Genomic DNA, 21,094 nt, shown 5'->3' with positions numbered 1-21,094 from the left:
GACCGGCCCCGGCCCTGACGTGGCGGGGGCCGGCCCGATGGTCGGACCGGCCCCACGCACCGTCACCTTCGGAAGGTCAGCAGCCCGTCCACCGGACCGGCGTCACCCGGTCGGCGTTGCGGAAGCCGACGATCGTGCCCGTGTCGGCGATGGACCGGGCGCCGATGTTGATCCGGGTACCACCGCCCGGCAGGACCCGGGAGGTGGCGCCGCGGGTGACCAGGGCACCGCCGACCACGATGCCCTTGGCGTTCACGTCGTCGAGGCCGGCCTCCGGGTCGAGGATCGAGTGCGATCCGTCGCGGAGGTTCCACCGCACCTTCGCCGGGCTGTCGCCGCCGAGCCAGACCTGGCCGATCGCCCAGCGGCCCCCGGCGGCGTTGACCACCGTCGACCCACCACCGGCGACCGCGAGCGGCTTGACCTTGCCGTTCGGCCGGCGGACCCAGCCGGTCCAGTCACCGAACGGGCCTGCGGTACCCACGATGGTCCCGTTCGGCGTGATCCCGGTCGGCTGCGCGTTGACCGGGGCGTCGAGCACCTCGACCGTGCCCGGCCGGGCGGCCGGCCAGCGCAGCCCGACGTACTCGCCGGGCACGATGTCCGAGCCGTAACCGACGATGTCACCGGCGGCGTTGATGGCGGAGACGACGATGCCGGTGGACGGCAGCACCGGCAACTTCTCGAACGTGCCGTCGCGGTACGTCCACGGCTGACTGATGCCGTCCTCCGCCCAACCGTTGCCGATCACGGTGCCGCTCTCGTTGACGTCGACCGGAACAACCCCGTTGCGGCCGGGCATCTCGGTCTCGGTGAGCTGCTGCCCGTCCCAGAACAGCAGCACGGACTGGTTGCCGGTGTCGAGGACCCGCAGGGCGGACCCGACGACGAAGCGGCCCGACGGGTCGATGGCGTCCGCTTCGGCCCGGTAGGTGTCCGCCGGGTAGGGCAGGGTGCTGATCGTGCAGGCGCCGGCGGTGGTCCTGGCGGGTGCGGCGGTCGCCGTCGCGGACACGGCGACGCCGAGCGAGGCGGCCAGTAGTCCGGCGGCGGTGCCGGCGAGCATCCTGCGTCGAGCGGTGTGGTTCATTTCTGTCTCCCCGTGTGAATCCCGGACCGTCCCGGGCGTCGACTGATGCCAGATGCACTCCTGAAGGCGTCCTTCGGTTGCGGTCTGTCCGATGAGTGACGTGACTGCTCCACACGGCCGTCCGTCTGCTACGGACGACCGCTGCCGGGCACCTGTGGACGGCTCTTGCCCGGCGTCGGCCGTGGCCGCAGGATCGGACGGATGATCGTCGATCGGCCGCGTTCGAGCCGCACTTTGGACTACCACCTGCTCCTGCCCGACCCGGGCGGACAGGCCGAGGCGGGCATCCTCGTCGAGGAGTTCACCCGCCAGGACGACTTCTGCGCCACCGGCCTGCACAGCACGAGTTGGAGACCGGACGGCGGCTGGTGGAGCTCCGCCACGCTGAGCCGTGGTCTGCGTACCGAGCCCGCCGTACTCGCCCGGGTCGTGCCCACCGGCCGCGCCGAGGCGGCGGACGCCTACCGCCGCCTCGGCGGGGGCGAGCTGCCGCCCGAGGACGTGCTGCGGACGTACTTCCGCGACCACCAACCGATCGCGGCGACCGCGCCCCTGCGGCTCGGCCCGGCCCAGCCGCCGGACGGCTTCTTCGAACGACGGCTGTACCGCCTCCTGTTCGCCAAGGACCTGCGGGCGGAGCAGGTGGCCGCGCTACGGAGCCGCTGGCGTACGACGGGTGGCGGAACCTCCGGATCGGTCGCCGACGGTCGGTACGAGAGCGGTGGTACCCGGTTCATCTGGGACCTGCGACGCGTCGGCCGTAGCCTCGCCTGGGCCCTCGACGTGACGGTCCTGCTGGGCACCGACGGGGTCGAGGAGGTGCCCGCAACCCTGGCCGACCTGACGAACCTGCTGCGGCAGCACGGCCTGGTCACCGTGACGACCGAACGGTTCGCCTGACGACGGTGCCGATTTTGCAATGATGTACGTCGATGTTGCCACAGTGGGGCCAGACGTGTTGGAATGGCTCGTATCGCCGCAGCGCGGGGGCAACCGCGCCGGGAACGGCCAGCGCGGGAGCAGCGCAGTGCCGGCAGCGCGCCACCTGGGCAGCCGCTCGCCTGCCACACAGCCGGGCCATCTCCGTGACGACGGACAACCCGCCGGGTGGGCCGCCGTGTCCGTCGTACGCATCCCCCGACACGTGTCCCCGACGGCCGACGCGCTCGACGTCGCATCCGCCGGGACGTCCGGTTCGGTCTGCCAGGACGCCGGAACCGGCGACGAGGTGAAAGGCAATCATGACTTCCCCAGAGAATGCCGCCAGGTGGTACCGGAACCGGCTGGTGTGGGTGGCGGTGATCCTGCTGGTGGTGTCGGCCGGCGCGGTCGTCCTGGTCAGGCAGGCGGACCAGGAGGCGAAGCCGGCGGACCTGCAGGCACAGATCACGGCCCGGATGCGGACCACGCTCGAACAGGCGGATCCGGGGCAGCACAACCACGCCGGCCACGGTGCCCAGCAGGTGGCCACCGAGGGTAAGCCGCCGGTGATCTGCGGGGTCCGCGTCTACGGGTACGAGCCGACCGACGCCGCCGCGCTGGCCGACGTGCGTACGGTCTACGGCTTCCACCTGTGCGGGATCGCCGAGAAGAAGCGCCCCTGGGACGTGGCGGTCAAGCTGGCCGGTCCGTTGATCATGGACATGTCCACCAACCCGCCGGGCATCCAGGTGGTCGAGGCGACCGCCGACGTGAGGTTCGTCGACCGGCTGCGGGAGATGTTCCCGGACAAGTACGAGGAGTTGGCGCTCAAGGAGGCGTTGACCCAGTCGGAGATGGCCGACCAGCGTCGCCGGTACGACGCCGCAGCCGGCCTCTGACCCCGTTCCCCCGGTCGGTGGCGACCACCCTGGCCACCTCATATCCCATTTTAGATAGATCAGCATTGATATTTAGACACATGGATGTAACAGTGGGTTTGGGAGCGTTCCCAACCCCCCGATCATCCCGAAGAACGGAGGCTGAACCGTGCGTTCAACCAAGTCCGATCAGTCCGGCGGACAACCCCGGTCAACCGTCCGTCGGTCCCTCCAGGCGCTGGTCCTGCTGTTCGCCATGGTGGCCGGCGCACTGCCCTCGGTCGGCGCGGCCCAGGCACACGGCACCGTCATCAACCCGGCGACCCGCGCGTACCAGTGCTGGAAGACCTGGGGTAACCAGCACACCAACCCGGCCATGCAGCAGCAGGACCCGATGTGTTACCGGGCGTTCCAGGCCAATCCCGACACCATGTGGAACTGGATGAGCCAACTGCGTGACGGTCTCGGTGGCCAGTTCCAGGCCCGCACCCCGGACGGGCAGCTGTGCAGCAACGCCCTCGCCCGGAACGACTCGCTCAACCAGCCGGGAGCGTGGAAGTCGACCCCCGTCAGCCGCAACCTGACGGTCCAGATGTACGACCAGGCCAGCCACGGTGCTGACTTCTTCCAGGTCTACGTTTCGAAGCAGGGGTTCAACCCGGCCACCCAGAAACTCGGGTGGGGCAACCTGGATCTGATCGCGACAACCGGTCGCTACGCGCCGGCGCAGAACATCTCGTTCAACGTCACGATCCCGTCCACGCGCAGCGGAAACCACATCCTGTTCGTGCTGTGGAAGGCGTCGCACATGGACCAGACCTACATGTGGTGCAGCGACATCACCGTCAGCTGACGCTCGACAGCCACGGCATGCAGCAAGGGCGGGTTCCCGGTTTCCCGAGAACCCGCCCTTGCCCTGCTGGTGGAGCTGAGGGGATTTGAACCCCTGACCCCCTCGATGCGAACGAGGTGCGCTACCAGTCTGCGCCACAGCCCCCCGCCGGCGAACCGGCTTCGGTCCCACCCGGCTTGCACCGGGCGGGCCGGCAGCAAGGCTAACAGGTCGCCCGCCTCCACCGCGAATCCACCCCCGGTGCGCCGCCCCACCGCCCCCGAGATCCACTCGACATCCCGGAGGGCGGGGCATCCCGGACACCCGGACAGCACGCCTTCCCGGAAACCGAGTCGATCAAGCCCTACGAGGCCGGTGTAGGCCTGAGCGCCACGAGGCCACCCGGGCGCGGTCAGGCGCCGCGGCCGGCCTCGTAGGGGCGGCCGCGCAGGCCACCCGAGCGCCGGTACGAGACCGAGCCGCCGTTGACCGCCGCCGGAAGGTCCGCGGGGCGGTCGAGGCCCATGGCGGCTCGGCGTACCCCCTCGCGCTGGGCCGCCAGACGGCGCTGCGCCTCCCGGCGGGCCGCCGCCCTACGGGCCTGCTCGCGGCGGACCTCAGCCTGGCGGGCGGCCAGCCACGCGGCCTCCCGGGCCCGGGCCCGACGCCGCCGGCGGGCGGCCAGGGCCCGTCTGCGCAGGTGTACGACGTACAGGGCCAGCAGCATGAAGGTGACCGAGAAGCCGATCCAGAAGCCGGGGCTGACGAACAGCACGCCGATCAGCTCGACGACGTTGAGCAGCAGCAGTGCGGCGAGCACGCGGCGTCGCCGGTACACGGCGGGGGTGTGCTGCCGACGCGGTGGACGACGACGGGGGCGCTTCGGGGCCGACGGTACGGCGCGCAGCCGGCCGGAGCGGCGGGCGGCCGGCGGCCCGGAGACCGGCACGGCCAGCTTCCCCGTAGTCGCGTCTTCACTGAGGGTGACGATGAGGGAGCGGGGTGGGTGCAGGGGCTGCCGTCCCGGCACAGTACGACGCCGCCGACGGCGCTGGAGCACCCGCGCCGTCGACTGCGCCCGCTCCGCCACCAGCCGCTCGGTGGCGTCGTACCGGCGAACCAGCGCCGGAGCCAGGGCGAGCAGGCCGGCGGCGGCGAGGACGGCGAGGAGCACCGAGGTCGGCACCCTCACCCCTCCCGTCACCGAATTCGGAGCAACCGCTCCCCGACCGCAGGATCTTCCACCGATCACGCCTGAGCGCGTGGATCATCCGGGCGGTGAGCGCTTGCCGCAGCTTGCAGTTACTTGAGGTTACGGTGCACCGACCGGGATACCGCCGCGCCGCGCCGATCCCGTGCGTGGGACAGCCGCTACCGGGCGGTGGCGCGGATCCGGTGCCAACGGGCCAGCAGACCGCCCTCGGCGGCGATCTCCTCGCTCGTCATCGCGTATCCGATGTGGTCGCGCCACGCGCCGTCGATGTGCATGTAGCGCACGTGGTACGACTCCTCGCGGAAGCCCAACTTCTCCACCACCCGCCGCGACGGGCGGTTCTCCGGCCGGATGTTGACCTCGATCCGGTGCAGTCCACCCGGGCCGAACGCGTGGTCGACGGCGAGCGCGAGCGCGGTCGGAATCACCCCCTGCCCGGCGACCCGGGCGTCGACCCAGTAGCCCACGTAACCGGAGCAGAAGGCCCGGCGCACGATGCTGCCGACGTTGAGGTGCCCGACCAGCCGCTCCCCATCGGCCTCACGCAGGCAGACCGCGAAGGGCATCCCCTCGCCCTCACGGGCCGAGCGTCGCTGGTCGCGGTGCACCCACCGGAACGCGGCCGGCGAATTCAACTCGTCCCAACCGCCCGGCAGCGACGACTCCCAGGGGGCCAGCCAGGCCTGGTTGGCCCGGCGTACCTCCGACCATGCCGCCGCGTCGGAGCGCCGATACGGGCGCAGCAGCACCGGGCCGTCGACCAGCACCGCCGGCCATCCGGGCGCACGGACTGCTCCGAAGAGACTCACCCGCACAGTCTCCCGCGCGGGACCGGTTCGCGCGCAAGTGGACCTCCGGGGGATCTCACCGACGGCGGTCCAGCAGTAGGACGTCCACGGTGGAGCCCGCAGCGGCGGTGGTGACCCGCTCCCCGAGCACCAGCAGGCCGTTCGCCTCGGCGAGGCCGGAGAGGGTGAACGGGCCGCCCCGCAACGGCTGCACGGTGTAACCGCCGCCGCGTCGCTCGGCGACGTGCGCGGGCCGGAACTCACGCAGCCCGCCCGGAGACGACACGGTCTCCAACAGGTGCGCCCGGACGCTGGGACGGAACACCGGCTCGGCGCCGGCGAGCAGTTGGATCGCCGGTCGGGCCAGCACCTCGAAGCCGATCAGCGCGGCGCCCGGGTCGCCGGGCAGGCAGACCACCGGGACCTCCTCGGCGCCGACGGTGCCGAACCCGAGCGCGGTGCCGGGATAGAGCGCCACGTCGGTGAAGGCCACCGGCCCGGCCCGGCCGCCCTCACGGCGGGACAGGATCCGCCGGACCATGTCCCCGGGGCCGGTGCCGGTCCCCCCGGTGGTGATGATCAGGTCGGCGCGCAGGGTCTGGTCCTCCAGCAGCCCGCGCAGCCCCTCCGGGTCGTCGTCGCAGATACCCACCCGGTACGCCAGCGCGCCCACCTCGGCCGCGGCGGCGGTCAACGCGTGCGAGTTGGCGTCCACCACCTGACCGGGCTGGCTGCCACGGCCCACGTCGACCAGCTCGTCCCCGGTGGCCACGATGACCACCCGAGGGCTGGGCCGCACCACCACGTGCCCGATGCCGGTGGCGGCGAAGACCGCGACAAGGGCCGGCGAGACGTACGTGCCGGCGCGGGCGAGCAGGGTGCCGGCGGGCAGTTCCTCACCGGCGCGGCGGACGCCGTACCCCCGCTTGGGGGTGCGGAAGATCTCGACGGCGGCCATGCCCTGGTCGGTCCACTCCACCGGGACCACCACGTCCGCGGCGACCGGCAGCGGCGCCCCGGCGGCCACCGAGAAGCACGAACCGGGGGTGAGCCGCACCGGACGCCAGCTCGCCGCGCCCAGGTCGCCGACGACGTTGAGCCGGATGCTCCGCCCACCGGGCGTGCCGGAGGGGGCCGGGATGTAGCTCGGGCCCCGACCCCCTCCGGAGATGTCCTCCCAGCGGGCCGCGTACCCGTCCACGGCCGCCTGGTCGAAGGCCGGGAAGGCGTGCGGCGCGACGACGTCCTCGGCGAGGACGTTGCCGTGCGCCTGGGTGAGGTCGAGGTCGAGTGGCGGCAGCGCTCGTAACCTGCGCAGCACGCTGCCCAGGTAGTCGGCGAGCGGCGTCAACTCGTTCGCGGCCGCCTCGGCGTCGGCCGTCGCGGTCATGTACCAGATCCGCCTGCCGCGTCGGCCTTGACGAACTCGGCCAGCCAGGCCCGGAACTCGGTGCCGAAGTCCTCGCGTTCGGCGGCGATCTGCACCACCGTCTGGAGGTAGCCCAGCGGCATGCCGGTGTCGTAGCGGGTGCCCCGATAGACGATCGCGTGCACCGGCGTGCCCTCGCTGCGCAGCAGCTCCATCGCGTCGGTCAGCTGGATCTCACCCCCACTGCCCGGCTTGGTCCGCCGGATGGCGTCGAAGATCGTGCCGGGCAGCACGTACCGGCCCAGCACGGCCAGGTTGCTCGGCGCGTCCTCCGGCTGCGGCTTCTCCACCATGCCGGTCACCTTGACGACCTCGCCGATGTCGGTCAGGTCCGCCTCGGCGGGCTCGACCGAGGCGATGCCGTACCGCTTGGTGTCGGCCGGGTCGACCTCGAAGAAGGCGAGCACCACGCCGCCGGTACGGGCCTGCAGCTCCAGCATGGCCGGCAGCAGCGGCTCGGACGGCTTCACGAACTCGTCGCCGAGCAGCACCGCGAACGGCTGGTCGCCGACGTGCGACTCGGCGTACCCGACGGCGTGCCCGAGCCCGAGCTGCTCCGGCTGCCGGACGGTGTAGATCTCGGCCAGCTCACCGGGCCGACGCACGGCCGCCAGCCGCTCGGCGTCGCCCTTCTCCTCCAGCCTGGTCTCCAGGTCCGGGCGACGGTCGAAGTGGTCCACCATCGACGTCTTACCCCGACCGGTGATCAGCAACACGTCGTCGATGCCGGCCTGGGCGGCCTCCTCGACGATGTACTGCAACACCGGCCGGTCGACGACCGGCAGCAGCTCCTTGGGAACCGCCTTGGTGGCCGGCAGGAAGCGGGTGGCCAGTCCGGCGGCCGGGATGACGGCCTTGACCGCCAGGGGACGGCCGGTTGCGGCGACCGTCGCTGAGGGGTTCGCTGAGTGCTCCGACATGCCGCGAGACTATCGGCCACGGCTCTGCCGCGGCGGGTGTGGCCCAGAAGACGCGCCGCCGCCCGGCCCCGGCCGGGCCGCGTCCGGGCCGGCTCGCGCGGCATCCGCCGGGCCGTCCGCCGGTTCCGGCCGGGCGTGCGCGGGCCCCGACCGGTTCGCATCGGGTACGCCCGCAGCCGACTCCGACCGGGCGTGGCCGCCCGGCTCCCGCGGAACCGGCCCGTGCCGGCCGGCTCGCGGCAGTCCGTCGGGTGGGCTGACCGCGCCGGTCGGCACGGGTATCTCCCTCCTCGGCACGTCGGGGCGGGCCACGGCCACGCGATAGGTGTCCCGGCCGGCGGCCTTGGCCACGTAGAGGGCGTCGTCGGCGGCCTCCAGCACCTCCCGCCCGGTGCTGCCGTGGTCCGGGTAGACGGCGATACCCACCGACACGGTCACCACGACCGGCCCCGGGTACGCCTCGACGGCGATCGGGGTCTCGCGTACCGCCGCGCCCAGCCGCTCCGCGACGATCGCCGCGCCCCGGGCGTCGGTCTCCGGCAGGAGCAGCACGAACTCCTCCCCACCCTGCCGGAACGCCAGGTCCACCTCGCGGATCTCCCCGCGTACCCGCCGGGCGAACTCGGCCAGCACGGTGTCCCCCGCCGCGTGCCCGTACGTGTCGTTGACGTCCTTGAAGCGGTCCAGGTCGAGGGCGAGGACGCTGAGCATCCGGCCGAACCGGCTGGCCCGCTCGACCTCCCGGCGGATCGACTCGCGCAGGTAGCGGTAGTTCCACAGCCCGGTGAGCGGGTCGGTGAGGGAGAGCCGCTGGGCCTCCTCGTGCACCCGCACGTTCTCCACCGCCACGGCCGCGTGCCCGGCGAAGGTGCGCAGGGTGACCAGGTCGTCGTCGTCGAACTCGTCCGCGCCCACCCGGTCGTAGAGCGCCAGCACGCCCAGGGCCACCGCCGGCGCACCCGGCTCGTCGGCAGTCGGCGTGCCACCCGGTGCGGTCGTCGTGCCGGCGGTGAGCCCGGTCGTGCCACCCGGCGCCGTCGGCGTGCCGGCGGCGAGCCCGGTCGTGCCACCCGGCACCGTCGGCGTGCCGGCGGCGACCGTCGTCGTGCCCGGGGCGGCGAAGGGGACGGCCACGTAGGTGCGGCAGCGCGGCTCGCCGGTCGGCGTCTCGGTCGGTTCCACCCGTCCCCGCTGCGGCTCGCCGGTCGCGGCCACCGCGCCGACCACGCCGACGCCCACCGGCACCCGCAGCGACTCCGGCCCGTCCGGGTCCGCTGCCGGCCAGCGCCCGTCCAGACCTTCGCTGCACTGTGCGACAAGCACCCCGCCGGCCTCCACCAGCAGCACCGCGCCGGCCCGGGCGCCGGTGGCCGCGATCGCGCTGTGCAGGATCACCCGCAGGATGCGTTGCAGATCGTGGGTGCTGGCCAGGGTGTCGCCGAGCACCGCGAGGTGCCCACGAAGCTGGTCACGGCTGCTGGTCAGCGCCGCGACGTACGAACCGGTCTCGCGGGTCATCCGGTTGAACGCCTCGGCGAGCCGGCCCAGCTCGTCCCGGCCGCGCACCGGCACCCGGGCGGTCAGATCGCCGTGCGCCACCCGGTCGACCGCTCCGGCCAGCTCCACCAGGGGCCGGGTGGTCACCCGGGCCAGCCGCCACGCGGTCAGCACGGCGAGCAGCCCGGCCAGGACGACCACGCCGGCCAGCGTGACGTGCAGCCCCGGTGGCCTGCTGCTGGGCACCGACAGCACCAGCGGCAGCGGCTGGCCCACGGACGGCCCGGTCCGCCGCACGTACCGGCCCTTGGCGGTCTCGGTGACCCGCTCGCCGGTGCTGTGGCCGGCGGCGGCCAGCACTCCGTCGCGTACCTCGCGGGACTCGGTGGTGTGGGTGAACCGGGCGGCGCTCGCGCCGCCGTCGAGCAACGTGACCGCGACTCCGCTGACCGCCGCCAGCCGGGCCACGAAGGCCGGATCGACGAGCTGCGCGGCGGCCACACTGCCCAGCAGGGTGCCGGCCGGGTCCCGGCGGTCGACGCGGGCCGCCAGCGCGCGGACCGGGCCGGACGTCGCGGCGGCCGGCTCCGCACAGTCCCGCCAGGGCGTCGACGGCGCGCCCGGCGAGAGGTACGTGACCCGCCCGCTGACGTCGCTGATCAGCACTGCGGCGGCCAGGCCACGGCCCACGAGCTGGCCGGCGACGACGGCCGGGTCACCGGTGAGGGCGACCGCGTCGGCGGCGGCGCGGAGCTGCTGGCAGAGCGCGTCGACCGAGGTACGCACCGTGGACGCCGCCACGGCGAGCTGTTCGGTGGACCGGGTGCGGTCCACGGCCGTGACGGTGGAGGCGACGAAGAACGCCCCGAGCAGGACCGGGCCGAGCACCACCACGAGGAAGGCTGCCGTCAACCGCCCGCGTAGCGTCACTCGGTCCCCCCGGAAGTTCCGCCTCCGTTGCTTGCGATGCTGACACAGAGCAACCGTGGGAGTGGCGTTGCGTCAGGAGTGTTGCGTGTCAGATTTTTCTCATGAAGCGGAAGTGACCCGAGTGATGAAGCGGGACACCCGGGTCCGGCTGCTCGCTCACCGGCGGACACTTGACGACACGACGCGGGCCGCGGCCGCCGGGCGCGTCCAGGCCGAGCTGGTCGCCCTGGTACGCCGGCTGCGCCCGGCCCGGATGACGGCGTATGTGCCGGTCGGCACCGAGCCGGGCGGGGCCGACCTCGCGGAGGTGTTGCGCGGCGCGTTACCGGCCGACGCCGAGTTGCTGCTCCCGGTGCTCCGCGCGGATCTCGACCTGGACTGGGCGGCGTACACCGGTCCGCACGCGCTGGTCGCCGCCGGCCGGGGCATCCGGGAGCCGGTCGGTCCCCGCCTCGGCGTGGCCGCAATCGCCGGCGCGGAACTGGTGGTCGTGCCGGCGCTCGCCGTCGACCACGACGGCCGGCGGCTGGGCCGGGGTGGCGGCTCCTACGACCGGGCGCTGGCCCGGGTGCCCACGACGAGCCTGACCGTGGTGCCGTTGCACGACGGTGAGCTGGTCGAGGCGCTGCCCGCCGAGCCGCACGACCGTCCGGTCCGCGCGGTGGTCACCCCCTCCGGGGGAGTGCGTACGCTTGACGGCGGCCTGGATACGGCGCGGGGTGTCGCGCCCCACACGTCCGCTGGACGAACCCGGCCCGCATGACGCACCATTGGCACTCGAATACGTCGAGTGCCAACTGGCCGAGTCCAGATACCGGAGGAGAACGTGCCTACGTACCAGTACGCCTGCACCGCGTGCGGTCACCAGCTCGAGGCGGTCCAGTCCTTCTCTGACGAGCCGCTGACCGAGTGCCCGGCGTGTGCGGGACGGCTGCGCAAGGTCTTCAACTCCGTCGGCATCGTCTTCAAGGGCTCGGGCTTCTACCGCACCGACTCCCGCGCGTCCGGCTCGGAGACGTCTGCCGGCGGCACCGCGAGCAAGCCGGCCAAGTCCGAGTCGTCCGCGTCCTCGGGTGGGGATTCCGCCGGTTCGTCCTCGTCGGCGGGCTCAACCTCGTCCGGGACGTCGTCGTCCGGGTCGTCCTCGTCGTCGTCCGGCGGGTCGAGCGGCGGCGGCAAGGCGCCCGCGGCCAGCTCGGCGTCCTGATCCCGGTCCGCCGGTACGCCACTGATCCCCGGGTGCGGTCGACCGCGCCCGGAGCTCAGTCCCAGTGCGGGGGGCGTTGGGCGAGCAGCCAGTCGTCGTTTCCGCCGCCGCGCTCGCCCCAGCCGTAGTCGGTGTCGTCCGAGGTCTGCTCGGGCAGCACCACGAAGTCGTCGCTGAGGTCGACGGTGCGGTCGTCATCGCCGCGCACGCCCGCGGCGCCAGGGTCCTGGGTGCTCACGACCGGCAAGGGTAACGCAGGCCGCACCCGGCGGACCGCTCGACGACCGTCGGCACACCGGTCAGAACCGACCGGACGGCCGACTCCGTTGGTAGCGTCGGACGGCGTGACGACCCCCAGCGGTGGCAGCACCCCGGACGACTACTGGCGTCGGCCGGGAACCGGCGACGGCCCGACGGCGGACGACCCGGCGCCCACCACACCACCCACCGGCGGGTATCCGGGACCGCCTCCGAGCGTGCCGCCGCCGGCGGGCTGGCGTCCCCCCGTACACCTGGAGCCGGCACCACCACGACGCCTGCCCCCGCAGGACATGGCCGCCCTCGACGCGGCGGAGCAGCGGTCGCAGCGGGTCACCTACGGCTTCGGGGCCGCGGCCGCCGTGGTGGTGGTGGCCCTCGTCTGCCTGCTCTGTTCGCGGATCGTCTTCTGACCGGCACGCCGCCGACCCTCCGACCGGCCGCGTCAGAGGGTGGTGCCCCAGACGGCCTGCGCGCCGGTGTGACCCGTCAGGGCGACGTAGACCAGGGCTGCGAGCGACAGCGCGACGACCGCCACCGCGAGCACCGGCGTCACCAGGGCCGGCAGCCGCGGCACCCGCGGGTGGCCGCTGGTCACCACGAGCAGCGCGATGGCCACGATCCCCAGCGGCACCACGATCCGGAACAGGATGTCGCCGTAGCGCGAGTGCTCGAAGATCTGGTCGAGGATCTGTCCCTGGTAACCACGGGCGACCAGGGCGTCGGTGAACGCCTCACCGGACTCGATGGCCACGAACGCGGTCACCGGCGTCACCAGGGCGAGGATGCCCAGCGCCCAGTCCAGCCGGTGCCGCCAGCGCGGCAGCCCCACGTACGCGATGGCCAGCACCGCCAGCAGCGGGACGAACACGACCATCGCGTGCACGACGAAGACGTGTGTCGGTAGACCCAGGATCTCCTCGAACATCGACACCTCCAGGCGGATCACGGTCGGTGGAAGCGCCAGCGTACGAACTGCACTGCTGGTCGTCCCCGGGCTCTCCCTCGAAGGACACGCACACGGCGGCGATGAGGTTCAGCACCCGGATCGATCTTCACGACTTGTGTTCGTGACCACGGCCCCTGGGCGACGGTTGTCGTCGCTGGGCGTCCGTGCTGTCATTGGCGCGTGTCCAGAGGTGAGGAACTACTGCGATCGAGGGGCCTGCGCGTCACCCGACCGCGCCTCGCGGTGCTGGACGTCCTCGCCGACGGCGGGCACCTGGAGGTCGACGAGATCACCCGTCGGGTCCGCGAACGCCTCGACTCGGTCTCCACCCAGGCGGTGTACGACGTGCTGGGGGCGCTGAGCAGAGCCGGGTTGTCCCGCCGGATCGAGCCGGCCGGCAGCCCGGCGCGGTACGAGGCACGCGTCGGCGACAACCACCACCACGTGGTCTGCCGGGGTTGCGGCGAGATCGCCGACATCGACTGCGCGGTCGGCAGCGCGCCCTGCCTCGACCCGGGCGTCGCGCACGGGTTCGAGGTGGACGAGGCGGAGGTGACCTTCTGGGGTCTCTGCCCGAACTGCCAGTCGCGCCGCGCCGCCGACGGTTGACCCCGGCCCGCCCGCGCTGGCCGGCACCGACGCGCGGGCCGTGGCACGCTTGGTCGGTGGACTCCGATGACCTCGGCCTTTTCGGTCCGGGTTCGGCGACGTGGAAGGTGCACGAGGAGCCGATCCTGATCGTCGCCGGCCTGCGCTCGCTCTACCTCCAGGCGTTGCACCCCCGCGCAATGGCCGGCGTCGCGCAGAACAGCAACTACCGCACGGACGCGTGGGGAAGGCTGGTCCGCACCGCCACCTACGTGGCGACGACCGTCTACGGCACCACCGCGGAGGCGGAGCAGGCCGGGGCGCGGCTGCGCCGCCTGCACGCCCGGCTCCGGGCCACCGACCCCGCCACCGGCGAGGAGTTCCGGATCGACGACCCGGACCTGCTGCGCTGGGTGCACGTCACCGAGGTCGAATCGTTCCTCAGCACGGCCCGACGGGCCGGTTTGCCGCTCACCGACGACGAGGTGGACGGCTACTACACCGAGCAACGCCGTTCGGCCGCCCTCGTCGGGCTGGACCCGGCCACGGTGCCGGGCACCGCCGCCGAGGTCGAGCGGTACTACCGTGCGGTTCGACCGGAGCTGCGGATGACCCGGGAAGCCGCCGAGACGGCGGTCTTCCTCACCGCCCCACCGCTGCCGTGGAAGCTCAGTCTGCCGGCCCGGCTGGGCCTCAACCTGGGCCCGCCGCGCTGGGCGTACCTCGGGATCGCGGGCACCGCGTTCGCGCTGCTCCCCCCGTGGGCCCGCCGGATGTACGGCGGGCTGGGGCTGCCGACCACCGAACTGTCGGCGGATCTCACCGTCCGCGCGCTACGGCTGGCGCTCGCCGCGGTGCCCCGCCGGTACCTGGAGGGGCCGTTGATCCAGGCCGCCAAGCAACGCGCGGCCCGCCGAACCACCGCGCTGGCCGGCTGACCGAGCGGCGGCGCGCGGGCTTCCGAGAGCGGTCAGCCGTCGGTGGACCGTTCCACGGCCGCCCACGGCTCCTTGCCCGGCGTCTGCGCCCCGGTGGGACAGTGCCGCCGGTAGTCGCACCAACCGCAGCGCGGCCCGGGTGCCACCGGGAACGCCTCGTCGGCGTCACCGCCGTCGGCGACGACCCGCTCGGCGGCCATGATGTCGCGGGCGGTGTCCTCCGCGCGGGTCAACTGGCGGGCCAGCGACTCGACGGTGTGGTCGTGACCGGCGACCGTGCCGGTCGGCAGGTGGTGCAGCTCAACCCGGCGGCACGGCTTGCGGAACACCCGCTCGGCCGCGTACGCGTAGAGGGCCAGCGCCTGCGAGCCCCGGGCGTCGTCGGCGTCCAGCCCGGTACGGCCCGTCTTGTAGTCGACGATGACCAGCTCCGGCCCCTCGGGCCCGGGGCGGGAGTCGATGCGGTCGGCGCGGCCGTTGAAGGCCAGGACAGCGGTCTTCACCGCCACCACGCGCTCGACGCCCAGCGGGTCGGTCTCCGGATCCAGCGTCTCGACGTACGCCTCGAGCCAGCTCAGCGCCCGCCGGTAGGCGGCCCGCTCCTGCTCGTCGTCGCGGTAGCCCTCCCGGACCCAGGTGCCCTTGAGCAGGGTGGCCAGCGCCTCGGGGCGGCGTCGGTCGGCGGGCAACGCGTACCAGTTCTTCAGGGCGGTGTGCACGCTCGCGCCGAGCGAGTTGTGGGCCCAGGGCGGACCCTTCTGCGGTGCGGGCCGGTCGACGTAGGAGTAGCGGTAGCGGCGCGGACAGTCGGCGTACGTCCCGAGCTTGCTCGGGGTGCAGACGAACAGCCGTTCCGGCATCCCCTCGAAGCCGAGCTGCTCGCCGCCGCCGGGGCGTTGCTGAGGCGCCCGACCGCCGGCGGCGGGGCGTGGGGATGAGGAGGCTCGTCGCACGCCTGCGATCCTGCCATCCACCCCCGACATCCGGACTGTCCCGGTCAGGTCATGTTCACGTAGTGCGTGACGAAGGCGGCCACCGCGTCGGCGATGAGCTGGACGGCGATCGCGGCCAGGAGCAGGCCGGCGATCCGGGTCAGCACCTCGATGCCTCCGGGGCGCAGGATCTTGACGATGCCGCCGGAGAAGCGCAGGACGATCCACACGGCGACCATGACGGCGAGGATCGCGGCGGCGATGGCGGTGAAGTCGCCCAGCCCGTCGGCCTGCTGGACGAAGAGCATGGTCGCCACGATGGCGCCCGGTCCGGCCAGCAGCGGGGTGCCCAGCGGCACCAGCGCGATGTTCGAGGTGACCTGCTGGCTGGGATCGTCGGCCTTGCCGGTCAGCAGTTCCAGGGCGACAAGTACGAGCAGCAGTCCACCGGCGGCCTGCAACGCGGGCAGATCCACGTGCAGGTAGTCGAGCAGCGTCTGCCCGGCCACCGCGAAGATCACGATCACCCCGAGGGCCAGCGCGACGGCCTGCCACGCCGCCCGGTTACGGTCGCGCGCCGGCAGCGGCCCGGTCAGCGCCAGGAAGATCGGCATCATGCCCGGCGGGTCGGTGATCACCAGCAGGGTCACGAAAACCTCGCCGAACAGCTTCAGATCCACGCGATCAACCTAGCCGCGCCGTGATGGGCGAAATACGCGGATCACCCCGAAGCGACCTCGGTCACCCCGGCGTCGACAATCCGCTCGTACGCCTCGACGCTCGTGCTGAACGCGCCGAGTTGGACGGTCTTGTGGGTGCCGTGGAAGTCGGAGGAGCCGGTCACCAGAAGGCCCAGTTCGGCGGCGAGCGCCCGTACGTGCGCCCGCTCGGCGGGGCTGTGGTCCTCGTGGTCGGCCTCCAGCCCGGCCAGCCCGGCGGCGGCCAGCTCGGCGATCAACTCGTCCGGCACCACCCGGCCGCGTCGGGTGGCCCGGGGATGGGCGAAGACCGGTACGCCCCCGGCGGCCCGGACCAGCCGGACCGCCCGGAAGACGTCGATGTCCTCCTTCGGCAGCCGGTACCGCTCGCCCAGCCAGTCCGGCCCGAACGCCGCACGGGTATCGGCGACCAGGCCGGCGCGGATCAGCGCCTGCGCGATGTGCGGACGACCCACCGTCCCGCCGGCCGCGCCGGCCAGGATGTCCGGCCAACTCACGTCGATGCCGTCGGCCCGCAGCAACGCCACGATCCGCTCACCGCGCTCCTCGCGGGCGGTCCGCACCCGGGCCAGCTCGGCGACCAGCTCCGGGTGCGCCGGGTCGAACAGGTAGGCCAGCAGGTGCAGTGGTATCGCCGGCTCCACGCCCGCCCATCGGCAGGACAGTTCGGCGCCCCGGATCAGGAGCAGACCGGGCGGCAACGCCCGTACGGCCGGCGCCCAGCCCGCGGTGGTGTCGTGGTCGGTGATGGCCAGCACGTCCAGACCCGCCTCGGCACCGGCGCGGACCAGTTCGGCCGGCGTCAGCGTGCCGTCGCTGGCGGTCGAGTGGGCGTGCAGGTCGATCCGGGGCGCGGAGCCGGTACGCGAGGTCACCTCCCGACGCTACCGAGCGGACCCGAAGCAGACTCGCGTAGGTCGGAGCGAGTCCGGCACCCACCCGGGCCCGTACGGGTCAGGGGCCGCTGACCAGGACCGGCCGGTCGCCGGGTTCGAGGCCGGCCACGGGGATCGGCTCGGCCTGTTCGCCGGCGCGGACCCGCCGGACGTCGACCCGGACCAGCTGGCCCGAGTTGTCGACGTAGCAGACGTCCGAGCCGCTGGTCCAGGCGATCGCGCCGCTCACCGCCGGTCCGGCCGGTACGGCGTCCAGCGTCGTACCGAGCCGCGCCAGGTCGACCAGCAGGGATCGTTCGGCCGCCCCGACCCTGCCGTTCACCAGGAGCCACCGCCCGTCGTCGGACATCCCGCCGAGGCCGTCCGGGCTCAACTGGGTGCCACAGGCGGTACGTGCCGCCTTCGTGGCCCGCTTCGGGTCGAGCAACGCCAGGCAGGTCCCGGCCACGGAGTTCGCCGGCACCTGGCCGACCAGCCGTCCGTCGGGCAGCGAACCGTAGACGTTCAGCGTGTCCTGCTCGGGCACCGCGGTCAGCTCGTCCGCACCGGGCCGCCACAGCGCGTGACCCGGCCGGTTCGGGTCGAGCCGGACCAGCACGCTGTTGCCGACGAACCGGACGGGTTGCGCGCTGTCCGGCACCGCGATACGCACCGAACCGATGAGCTGGGTGCCGACGACTCCGGCCACGAGCAGGTCGCCGCCGTCCCGCCAGGCGACCTGGGTGGCGTCGGGCGCGAGGACGATCTGACCCGCGCCGGCCAGCAGCACCTGCACCAGGCCGTCGTCCTGGGCCACCCAGAGGGAGCGCCCGGCGGTGGTGGGCGCCCCGACCACCAGCAGACCTTGGTCGTTGGGCAGCCGGTGCGCGCGTTCGGCGGGGCCGACACCCGGCAGCGCCACGCGCTTGCCGTCGGCGTCGATCAACGCCCCGGCGAGGAGCAGGCGGTTGGGCGCATCCGGAGTGGGCGGGGGTGCGCCGACGCTGGCCGTGGGGAGCGGTCGGGCCGACAGGTCCGGGTCGCCGATCACGACGATGGGCGGCCCCTGCTGGTCGGTACCACCGGAGAGGTGGGTCATGCCGGCGCCGATCAGCACGGTGGCGACCACTCCGAGCGCGACACCGGCTCCGGCCCGCCGCCGACGGATCCGGTTGGCACGTCGGATGGCCTGACCCGCCGGGTCGGCGGCCAGCGGACGGGTGACGGCGACCTGGCGCGAGAGGACCTCCCGCACCGCACCTTCGAGCTGGTCACGTCGCACCTGAGAAGGACGCTGCGGACCGCCCGTCAGGTTGTCGGGGAGCCGCGAAAAACCGCTCACTGTTGCTCTCCGGGGCCGGTGCCGACCGGCACGGCCACCGGAGCGGTGGGCAACTCGACCACCGGGGCGATCGGACGGGGCGCGGACGGCCCGGGCTCTGCTTGACCGGCGTCGGGCGGCGGCGTCACCGCCGGGAGTGCTCCGGTCATCCCGCCGACCGGACCGGACGGGGTCGCCGCGACACTCCCGCCGGACCGGGCAACCTCGGCGCCCTCGCGGCCCCGGGCGGCAGCAGCGCCCCGGCCGGGCCGAGGGACGGTGCCGGTCCCGGCAGACCGGGGTGCGGCGGCCAGATCCGGCGTGTCGGTGCCCATCCGGCGGCGCAACGTGGCCAGCGCCCTGGACGCCTGGCTCTTCACCGTTCCGGGGGAGATCTCCAGCAGCGCCGCCGTCTGCGCCTCCGACAGGTCCTCGTAGTAGCGCAGGACGAGCACGGCGCGCTGCCGGCTGGGCAGCTCCCTGAGGTGCCGCCAGAGCAGGTCGCGGTCGAGCTGCTGCTCGATCTCGTCGAGGCCGGGGCGCTCGGGCAGTACCTCGGTGGGACGTTCACCGTGCCAGCGCCGCCGCCACCAGCTCGTCGACGTGTTGACCATCACCCGCCGGGCGTACGCCTCGACCGCCTCGATCCCGCCCAGCCGCTTCCACGCGAGGTAGGTCTTCGTCAGCGCCGTCTGGAGCAGATCCTCGGCCGTCGCCCAGTCGCCGGCGAGGAGATAGGCGGTACGGAGCAGGGCGGCGGAGCGAGCCGCGACGAACTCGCGGAACTCCTCCTCCAGGGGATCCCTGCTCGCCACCACACACCTCCGCACCCAAACCGTCCTGGAAGAGTGCCACGTCAGCGGCGTTCCGGTCCATGACGAAAGGTGCGCACTTACTCCGATGTTCGGACGAAAACTTTCACGCCCCGTCGTCGGCCTTGGCCTCGTCGGCCTCCTTGCCCAACCGGGCCTCGACCGCCTGCGGCTCGTACATCTCTTCGACGACGCGTAGGTAGAGCTCGTTCGGGTTGGGCAGATTCTTGATCTCCCGCAGCGCCTGCTCCTGGCCCGCGGACTCCAGCACGAAGGTGCCGTAGTTGAGCGCCCGGCCGGTCGGGGTCTGCTCGTACTTCATGTCGGTGACCCGGACCAGCGGCATCATGGCGACCTTGCGGGTGACGATGCCGTTGACCACCATGACCCGCTTGTTGGTCAGGATGAACCGGTCGTACCACCAGTCGGCGACCTTCCACGCCACCCAGCCCATGACGGCGAACCAGAGCAGCACCGCGATGGTCGTCAACGCGCCCACGTTCTGCCCCGCGAGGAAGCCGGACAGGTAGCCGAGCACGAAGGTCGCCGCGATGCCGATCAGCAGCGGGTTGGTGAGGTGGATCCAGTGCCGCTTCCACTCGCCCCGGTAGCGCTCGGTGGGGAAGAGGTAGCGGGCCACCAGCGAGCTGGGCTCGTCCTCCAGCGGCAGGACCCGGCGGGGTGTCGACCCCATGGCGTCGGCGCGCAGCCCCGCCAGCTCCTCCTCGGAGATCTGGGGCGGCTGGTTGGCGGCGTCGGGATCACGGATCCAGGCCCGACCGGACCGCCCCTCGCCGGCATAGCCGGGTCCGTCGCCGTAGCCGACGTCGTCCGAGAGGGAGGGCCCGTCGGACAGGCCGGGACCGGCTCCGTAGCCCGGGCCGTCATCGGGCCCGATCCGCGGGATCGGCTCGGTGTCGCGCTCGCGGCGTTCCCGGTCGGGGTCGTCCGGGTCGAAGGGTGGACCGGAGGGGCTGCCCATCGGCGGTTAGGCGACGAGGCTGGTGAAGAAGTCGCCGAACCCCTGGGCGATGTCCATGATCCCGCCGCCCAGCGACTTGAACACATCAGCCGCAGAGTTTGGCCGATAGGCGACGAAGAAGATCAAGAATGCGATTCCGGCCCAGGTGAGGACCTTCTTGACCATGGCGGGCCATCCTCTCGCGCGGCGCCGGGTCCCATTACCGCAGCGGCACCCAGAGTATCAGTGTGGTGTCGTACAGTGAATATCTGCGTCCGTTCTCCGTCAACCCGGAAAAGTTGTCAAGCTCTTCCGGACAGGTACGGGGACGGTGCGCCGTACACGAGTTCGGGCGGAGTCCACTCGGTCAGGTCGTGCAACACGACATCCTCCGCGAGCAGATGACCCGCACTCGCCGGCCAGGCTATCGCATGCAGCCACATTCCCCGAGCCTCGCCGGCGTACGCGCTTCGATCCGTCGGAGAATTCACCAACCACAGTGGAGTTGGATGACCACCGACCCTGATCCTGGCCTGCCCGACGTGCTCGGGGTGCCCCGGCCCGGGGTCGGTCAGCGCCTCGGCGAGCTCCGGTCCCGGATCGGGCCCGGCCAGGCCGGCGAGTCGCGTACCCAGGCCCACGCCCGGTTCCTCGGCGACGAAGACCAGATCCGCCGGGCCGTCGTCGAGCGGCGCGGGCCCCGCGCAGGCCACCGCAGTGGCCCGTACGCCGGTGCGGTCGTCCCCCGCGTACGCCACGCCGGTGAGGGTCCAGCCGGGTGGCAACGGCCACGGACACCACAGTGGCGTCCCGGATGGACCGGGCGTCGCGGCGATCCGTTCCACCACGCTCGCGACGATCTCCGCACCGATGTGTTCGGGTACGTGCAGCGGCGGCACCGGTCCGCAGCGCAGGCACCTCGACTCGGTGTGCATCAGATCCGGCGCCCGCACCGGGCCCCCGCATCTCGGACAACTCACCGCGACACTCACATCCCCACCGTCACCCCGCATCGCCGGCACGTCAAGCCGGAGCG

Annotated in this window: 24 protein-coding genes and 1 tRNA gene; 8 read left to right on the top strand and 17 right to left on the bottom strand. The window is 72.9% G+C overall.

From position 1 onward, the window contains the following. Positions 1-76: 76 nt before the first annotated feature. Positions 77-1,090 carry a hypothetical protein gene (locus ACN263_RS02445; protein ID WP_422738203.1) on the bottom strand — a complete coding sequence of 338 codons (1,014 nt, stop codon included), beginning with the start codon at positions 1,088-1,090 and terminating at the stop codon, positions 77-79. Positions 1,091-1,291: 201 nt separating this feature from the next. On the opposite strand from ACN263_RS02445, the gene ACN263_RS02440 reads away from it, so the two are divergent. The 3 genes from ACN263_RS02440 to ACN263_RS02430 all read left to right on the top strand — a co-directional run bounded on the left by ACN263_RS02440 (position 1,292) and on the right by ACN263_RS02430 (position 3,742). Beyond that, positions 1,292-1,990: a hypothetical protein gene (locus tag ACN263_RS02440; protein WP_422738202.1), complete on the top strand. Its 699-nt coding sequence runs from the start codon at positions 1,292-1,294 to the stop codon at positions 1,988-1,990. A 341-nt stretch (positions 1,991-2,331) separates the two neighbouring features. Then, positions 2,332-2,910, top strand: a complete 579-nt coding sequence (locus ACN263_RS02435; protein ID WP_422738201.1) for a hypothetical protein — start codon at positions 2,332-2,334, stop codon at positions 2,908-2,910. Positions 2,911-3,058: 148 nt separating this feature from the next. Then, complete coding sequence (locus tag ACN263_RS02430; RefSeq protein WP_422738200.1) at positions 3,059-3,742, top strand: lytic polysaccharide monooxygenase auxiliary activity family 9 protein; 684 nt, start codon at positions 3,059-3,061, stop codon at positions 3,740-3,742. Between the two features lie 67 nt (positions 3,743-3,809). Here ACN263_RS02430 and ACN263_RS02425 read toward each other — a convergent pair. From ACN263_RS02425 to ACN263_RS02400, 6 genes are all read right to left on the bottom strand, one after another. Then, positions 3,810-3,886 (bottom strand) — tRNA-Ala (locus ACN263_RS02425). Between the two features lie 247 nt (positions 3,887-4,133). Continuing rightward, positions 4,134-4,913, bottom strand: a complete 780-nt coding sequence (locus ACN263_RS02420) for a hypothetical protein (RefSeq protein ID WP_422738199.1) — start codon at positions 4,911-4,913, stop codon at positions 4,134-4,136. A 179-nt stretch (positions 4,914-5,092) separates the two neighbouring features. Further along, complete coding sequence (locus ACN263_RS02415; protein WP_422738198.1) at positions 5,093-5,743, bottom strand: GNAT family N-acetyltransferase; 651 nt, start codon at positions 5,741-5,743, stop codon at positions 5,093-5,095. 55 nt (positions 5,744-5,798) lie between these two features. Further along, the gene (gene glp / locus ACN263_RS02410) at positions 5,799-7,112 is read right to left on the bottom strand and encodes a gephyrin-like molybdotransferase Glp (protein WP_422738197.1); all 1,314 of its coding nucleotides are present in this window, start codon (positions 7,110-7,112) and stop codon (positions 5,799-5,801) included. Continuing rightward, entirely contained in the window at positions 7,109-8,071 is a 963-nt protein-coding gene (locus tag ACN263_RS02405) for a UTP--glucose-1-phosphate uridylyltransferase (protein WP_422738196.1), read from the bottom strand. The genes glp and ACN263_RS02405 overlap by 4 nt, the downstream gene beginning before the upstream one ends. A 9-nt stretch (positions 8,072-8,080) precedes the next feature. Beyond that, positions 8,081-10,498 carry a diguanylate cyclase gene (locus ACN263_RS02400; RefSeq protein ID WP_422738195.1) on the bottom strand — a complete coding sequence of 806 codons (2,418 nt, stop codon included), beginning with the start codon at positions 10,496-10,498 and terminating at the stop codon, positions 8,081-8,083. 124 nt (positions 10,499-10,622) lie between these two features. On the opposite strand from ACN263_RS02400, the gene ACN263_RS02395 reads away from it, so the two are divergent. Both ACN263_RS02395 and ACN263_RS02390 read left to right on the top strand, forming a co-directional pair. Continuing rightward, on the top strand, positions 10,623-11,261 hold the full coding sequence (locus ACN263_RS02395; RefSeq protein WP_422740570.1) for a 5-formyltetrahydrofolate cyclo-ligase: 639 nt from the start codon (positions 10,623-10,625) through the stop codon (positions 11,259-11,261). Between the two features lie 63 nt (positions 11,262-11,324). Continuing rightward, the gene (locus ACN263_RS02390; protein WP_422738194.1) at positions 11,325-11,705 is read left to right on the top strand and encodes an FmdB family zinc ribbon protein; all 381 of its coding nucleotides are present in this window, start codon (positions 11,325-11,327) and stop codon (positions 11,703-11,705) included. Between the two features lie 55 nt (positions 11,706-11,760). Here the strand turns inward: ACN263_RS02390 and ACN263_RS02385 are convergent, their stop codons facing one another. After that, entirely contained in the window at positions 11,761-11,943 is a 183-nt protein-coding gene (locus ACN263_RS02385; RefSeq protein WP_422738193.1) for a hypothetical protein, read from the bottom strand. 106 nt (positions 11,944-12,049) lie between these two features. On the opposite strand from ACN263_RS02385, the gene ACN263_RS02380 reads away from it, so the two are divergent. Then, positions 12,050-12,376 carry a hypothetical protein gene (locus ACN263_RS02380; RefSeq protein ID WP_422738192.1) on the top strand — a complete coding sequence of 109 codons (327 nt, stop codon included), beginning with the start codon at positions 12,050-12,052 and terminating at the stop codon, positions 12,374-12,376. Positions 12,377-12,408: 32 nt separating this feature from the next. Here ACN263_RS02380 and ACN263_RS02375 read toward each other — a convergent pair whose 3' ends face one another. Further along, entirely contained in the window at positions 12,409-12,891 is a 483-nt protein-coding gene (locus ACN263_RS02375) for a DUF2231 domain-containing protein (protein WP_422738191.1), read from the bottom strand. 201 nt (positions 12,892-13,092) lie between these two features. On the opposite strand from ACN263_RS02375, the gene ACN263_RS02370 reads away from it, so the two are divergent. Continuing rightward, the gene (locus ACN263_RS02370; protein ID WP_422738190.1) at positions 13,093-13,521 is read left to right on the top strand and encodes a Fur family transcriptional regulator; all 429 of its coding nucleotides are present in this window, start codon (positions 13,093-13,095) and stop codon (positions 13,519-13,521) included. Positions 13,522-13,577: 56 nt separating this feature from the next. Next, a complete protein-coding gene (locus tag ACN263_RS02365) occupies positions 13,578-14,438 on the top strand; it encodes an oxygenase MpaB family protein (protein ID WP_422738189.1) in 861 nt (286 codons plus the stop codon). A gap of 32 nt (positions 14,439-14,470) precedes the next feature. Here ACN263_RS02365 and ACN263_RS02360 read toward each other — a convergent pair whose 3' ends face one another. From ACN263_RS02360 to ACN263_RS02325, 8 genes are all read right to left on the bottom strand, one after another. After that, positions 14,471-15,391, bottom strand: coding sequence for a RecB family exonuclease (locus tag ACN263_RS02360; RefSeq protein ID WP_422738188.1), 921 nt, complete (start codon positions 15,389-15,391; stop codon positions 14,471-14,473). Between the two features lie 44 nt (positions 15,392-15,435). Further along, positions 15,436-16,050, bottom strand: coding sequence for a MarC family protein (locus tag ACN263_RS02355; protein WP_421474411.1), 615 nt, complete (start codon positions 16,048-16,050; stop codon positions 15,436-15,438). Positions 16,051-16,091: 41 nt separating this feature from the next. Beyond that, positions 16,092-16,964 (bottom strand): PHP domain-containing protein, encoded by an 873-nt coding sequence (locus ACN263_RS02350; protein WP_422738187.1) that lies wholly within the window; start codon positions 16,962-16,964, stop codon positions 16,092-16,094. A 79-nt stretch (positions 16,965-17,043) separates the two neighbouring features. Further along, the gene (locus tag ACN263_RS02345; protein WP_422738186.1) at positions 17,044-18,246 is read right to left on the bottom strand and encodes a hypothetical protein; all 1,203 of its coding nucleotides are present in this window, start codon (positions 18,244-18,246) and stop codon (positions 17,044-17,046) included. Positions 18,247-18,302: 56 nt separating this feature from the next. Further along, positions 18,303-19,100, bottom strand: a complete 798-nt coding sequence (locus tag ACN263_RS02340; RefSeq protein ID WP_422738185.1) for a SigE family RNA polymerase sigma factor — start codon at positions 19,098-19,100, stop codon at positions 18,303-18,305. Positions 19,101-19,203: 103 nt separating this feature from the next. Next, a complete protein-coding gene (locus ACN263_RS02335) occupies positions 19,204-20,079 on the bottom strand; it encodes a PH domain-containing protein (protein WP_422738184.1) in 876 nt (291 codons plus the stop codon). A 6-nt stretch (positions 20,080-20,085) separates the two neighbouring features. Beyond that, entirely contained in the window at positions 20,086-20,244 is a 159-nt protein-coding gene (locus ACN263_RS02330) for a hypothetical protein (protein WP_007455302.1), read from the bottom strand. Between the two features lie 116 nt (positions 20,245-20,360). Beyond that, positions 20,361-21,071, bottom strand: coding sequence for a DUF6758 family protein (locus ACN263_RS02325; protein WP_422738183.1), 711 nt, complete (start codon positions 21,069-21,071; stop codon positions 20,361-20,363). Between the last annotated feature and the right edge of the window lie 23 nt (positions 21,072-21,094).

It is taken from the genome of Micromonospora sp. WMMD729, assembly GCF_049315225.1.
GTDB lineage: Bacteria > Actinomycetota > Actinomycetes > Mycobacteriales > Micromonosporaceae > Micromonospora.
The sequence above is the reverse complement of the archived record's forward strand: the minus strand, read 5'-3'. Positions and strand labels throughout refer to the sequence as shown.

Excerpts from the sequence above, each read along its gene's own strand:
- ACN263_RS02440 (WP_422738202.1), top strand. The coding sequence starts at position 1,292 with ATGATCGTCGATCGGCCGCGTTCGAGCCGCACTTTGGACTACCACCTG.
- glp (WP_422738197.1), bottom strand. The coding sequence starts at position 7,112 with ATGACCGCGACGGCCGACGCCGAGGCGGCCGCGAACGAGTTGACGCCG.
- ACN263_RS02405 (WP_422738196.1), bottom strand. The coding sequence starts at position 8,071 with ATGTCGGAGCACTCAGCGAACCCCTCAGCGACGGTCGCCGCAACCGGC.
- ACN263_RS02330 (WP_007455302.1), bottom strand. The coding sequence starts at position 20,244 with ATGGTCAAGAAGGTCCTCACCTGGGCCGGAATCGCATTCTTGATCTTC.
- ACN263_RS02445 (WP_422738203.1), bottom strand. The coding sequence starts at position 1,090 with ATGAACCACACCGCTCGACGCAGGATGCTCGCCGGCACCGCCGCCGGA.
- ACN263_RS02435 (WP_422738201.1), top strand. The coding sequence starts at position 2,332 with ATGACTTCCCCAGAGAATGCCGCCAGGTGGTACCGGAACCGGCTGGTG.
- ACN263_RS02375 (WP_422738191.1), bottom strand. The coding sequence starts at position 12,891 with ATGTTCGAGGAGATCCTGGGTCTACCGACACACGTCTTCGTCGTGCAC.
- ACN263_RS02335 (WP_422738184.1), bottom strand. The coding sequence starts at position 20,079 with ATGGGCAGCCCCTCCGGTCCACCCTTCGACCCGGACGACCCCGACCGG.
- ACN263_RS02325 (WP_422738183.1), bottom strand. The coding sequence starts at position 21,071 with ATGCGGGGTGACGGTGGGGATGTGAGTGTCGCGGTGAGTTGTCCGAGA.
- ACN263_RS02395 (WP_422740570.1), top strand. The coding sequence starts at position 10,623 with ATGAAGCGGGACACCCGGGTCCGGCTGCTCGCTCACCGGCGGACACTT.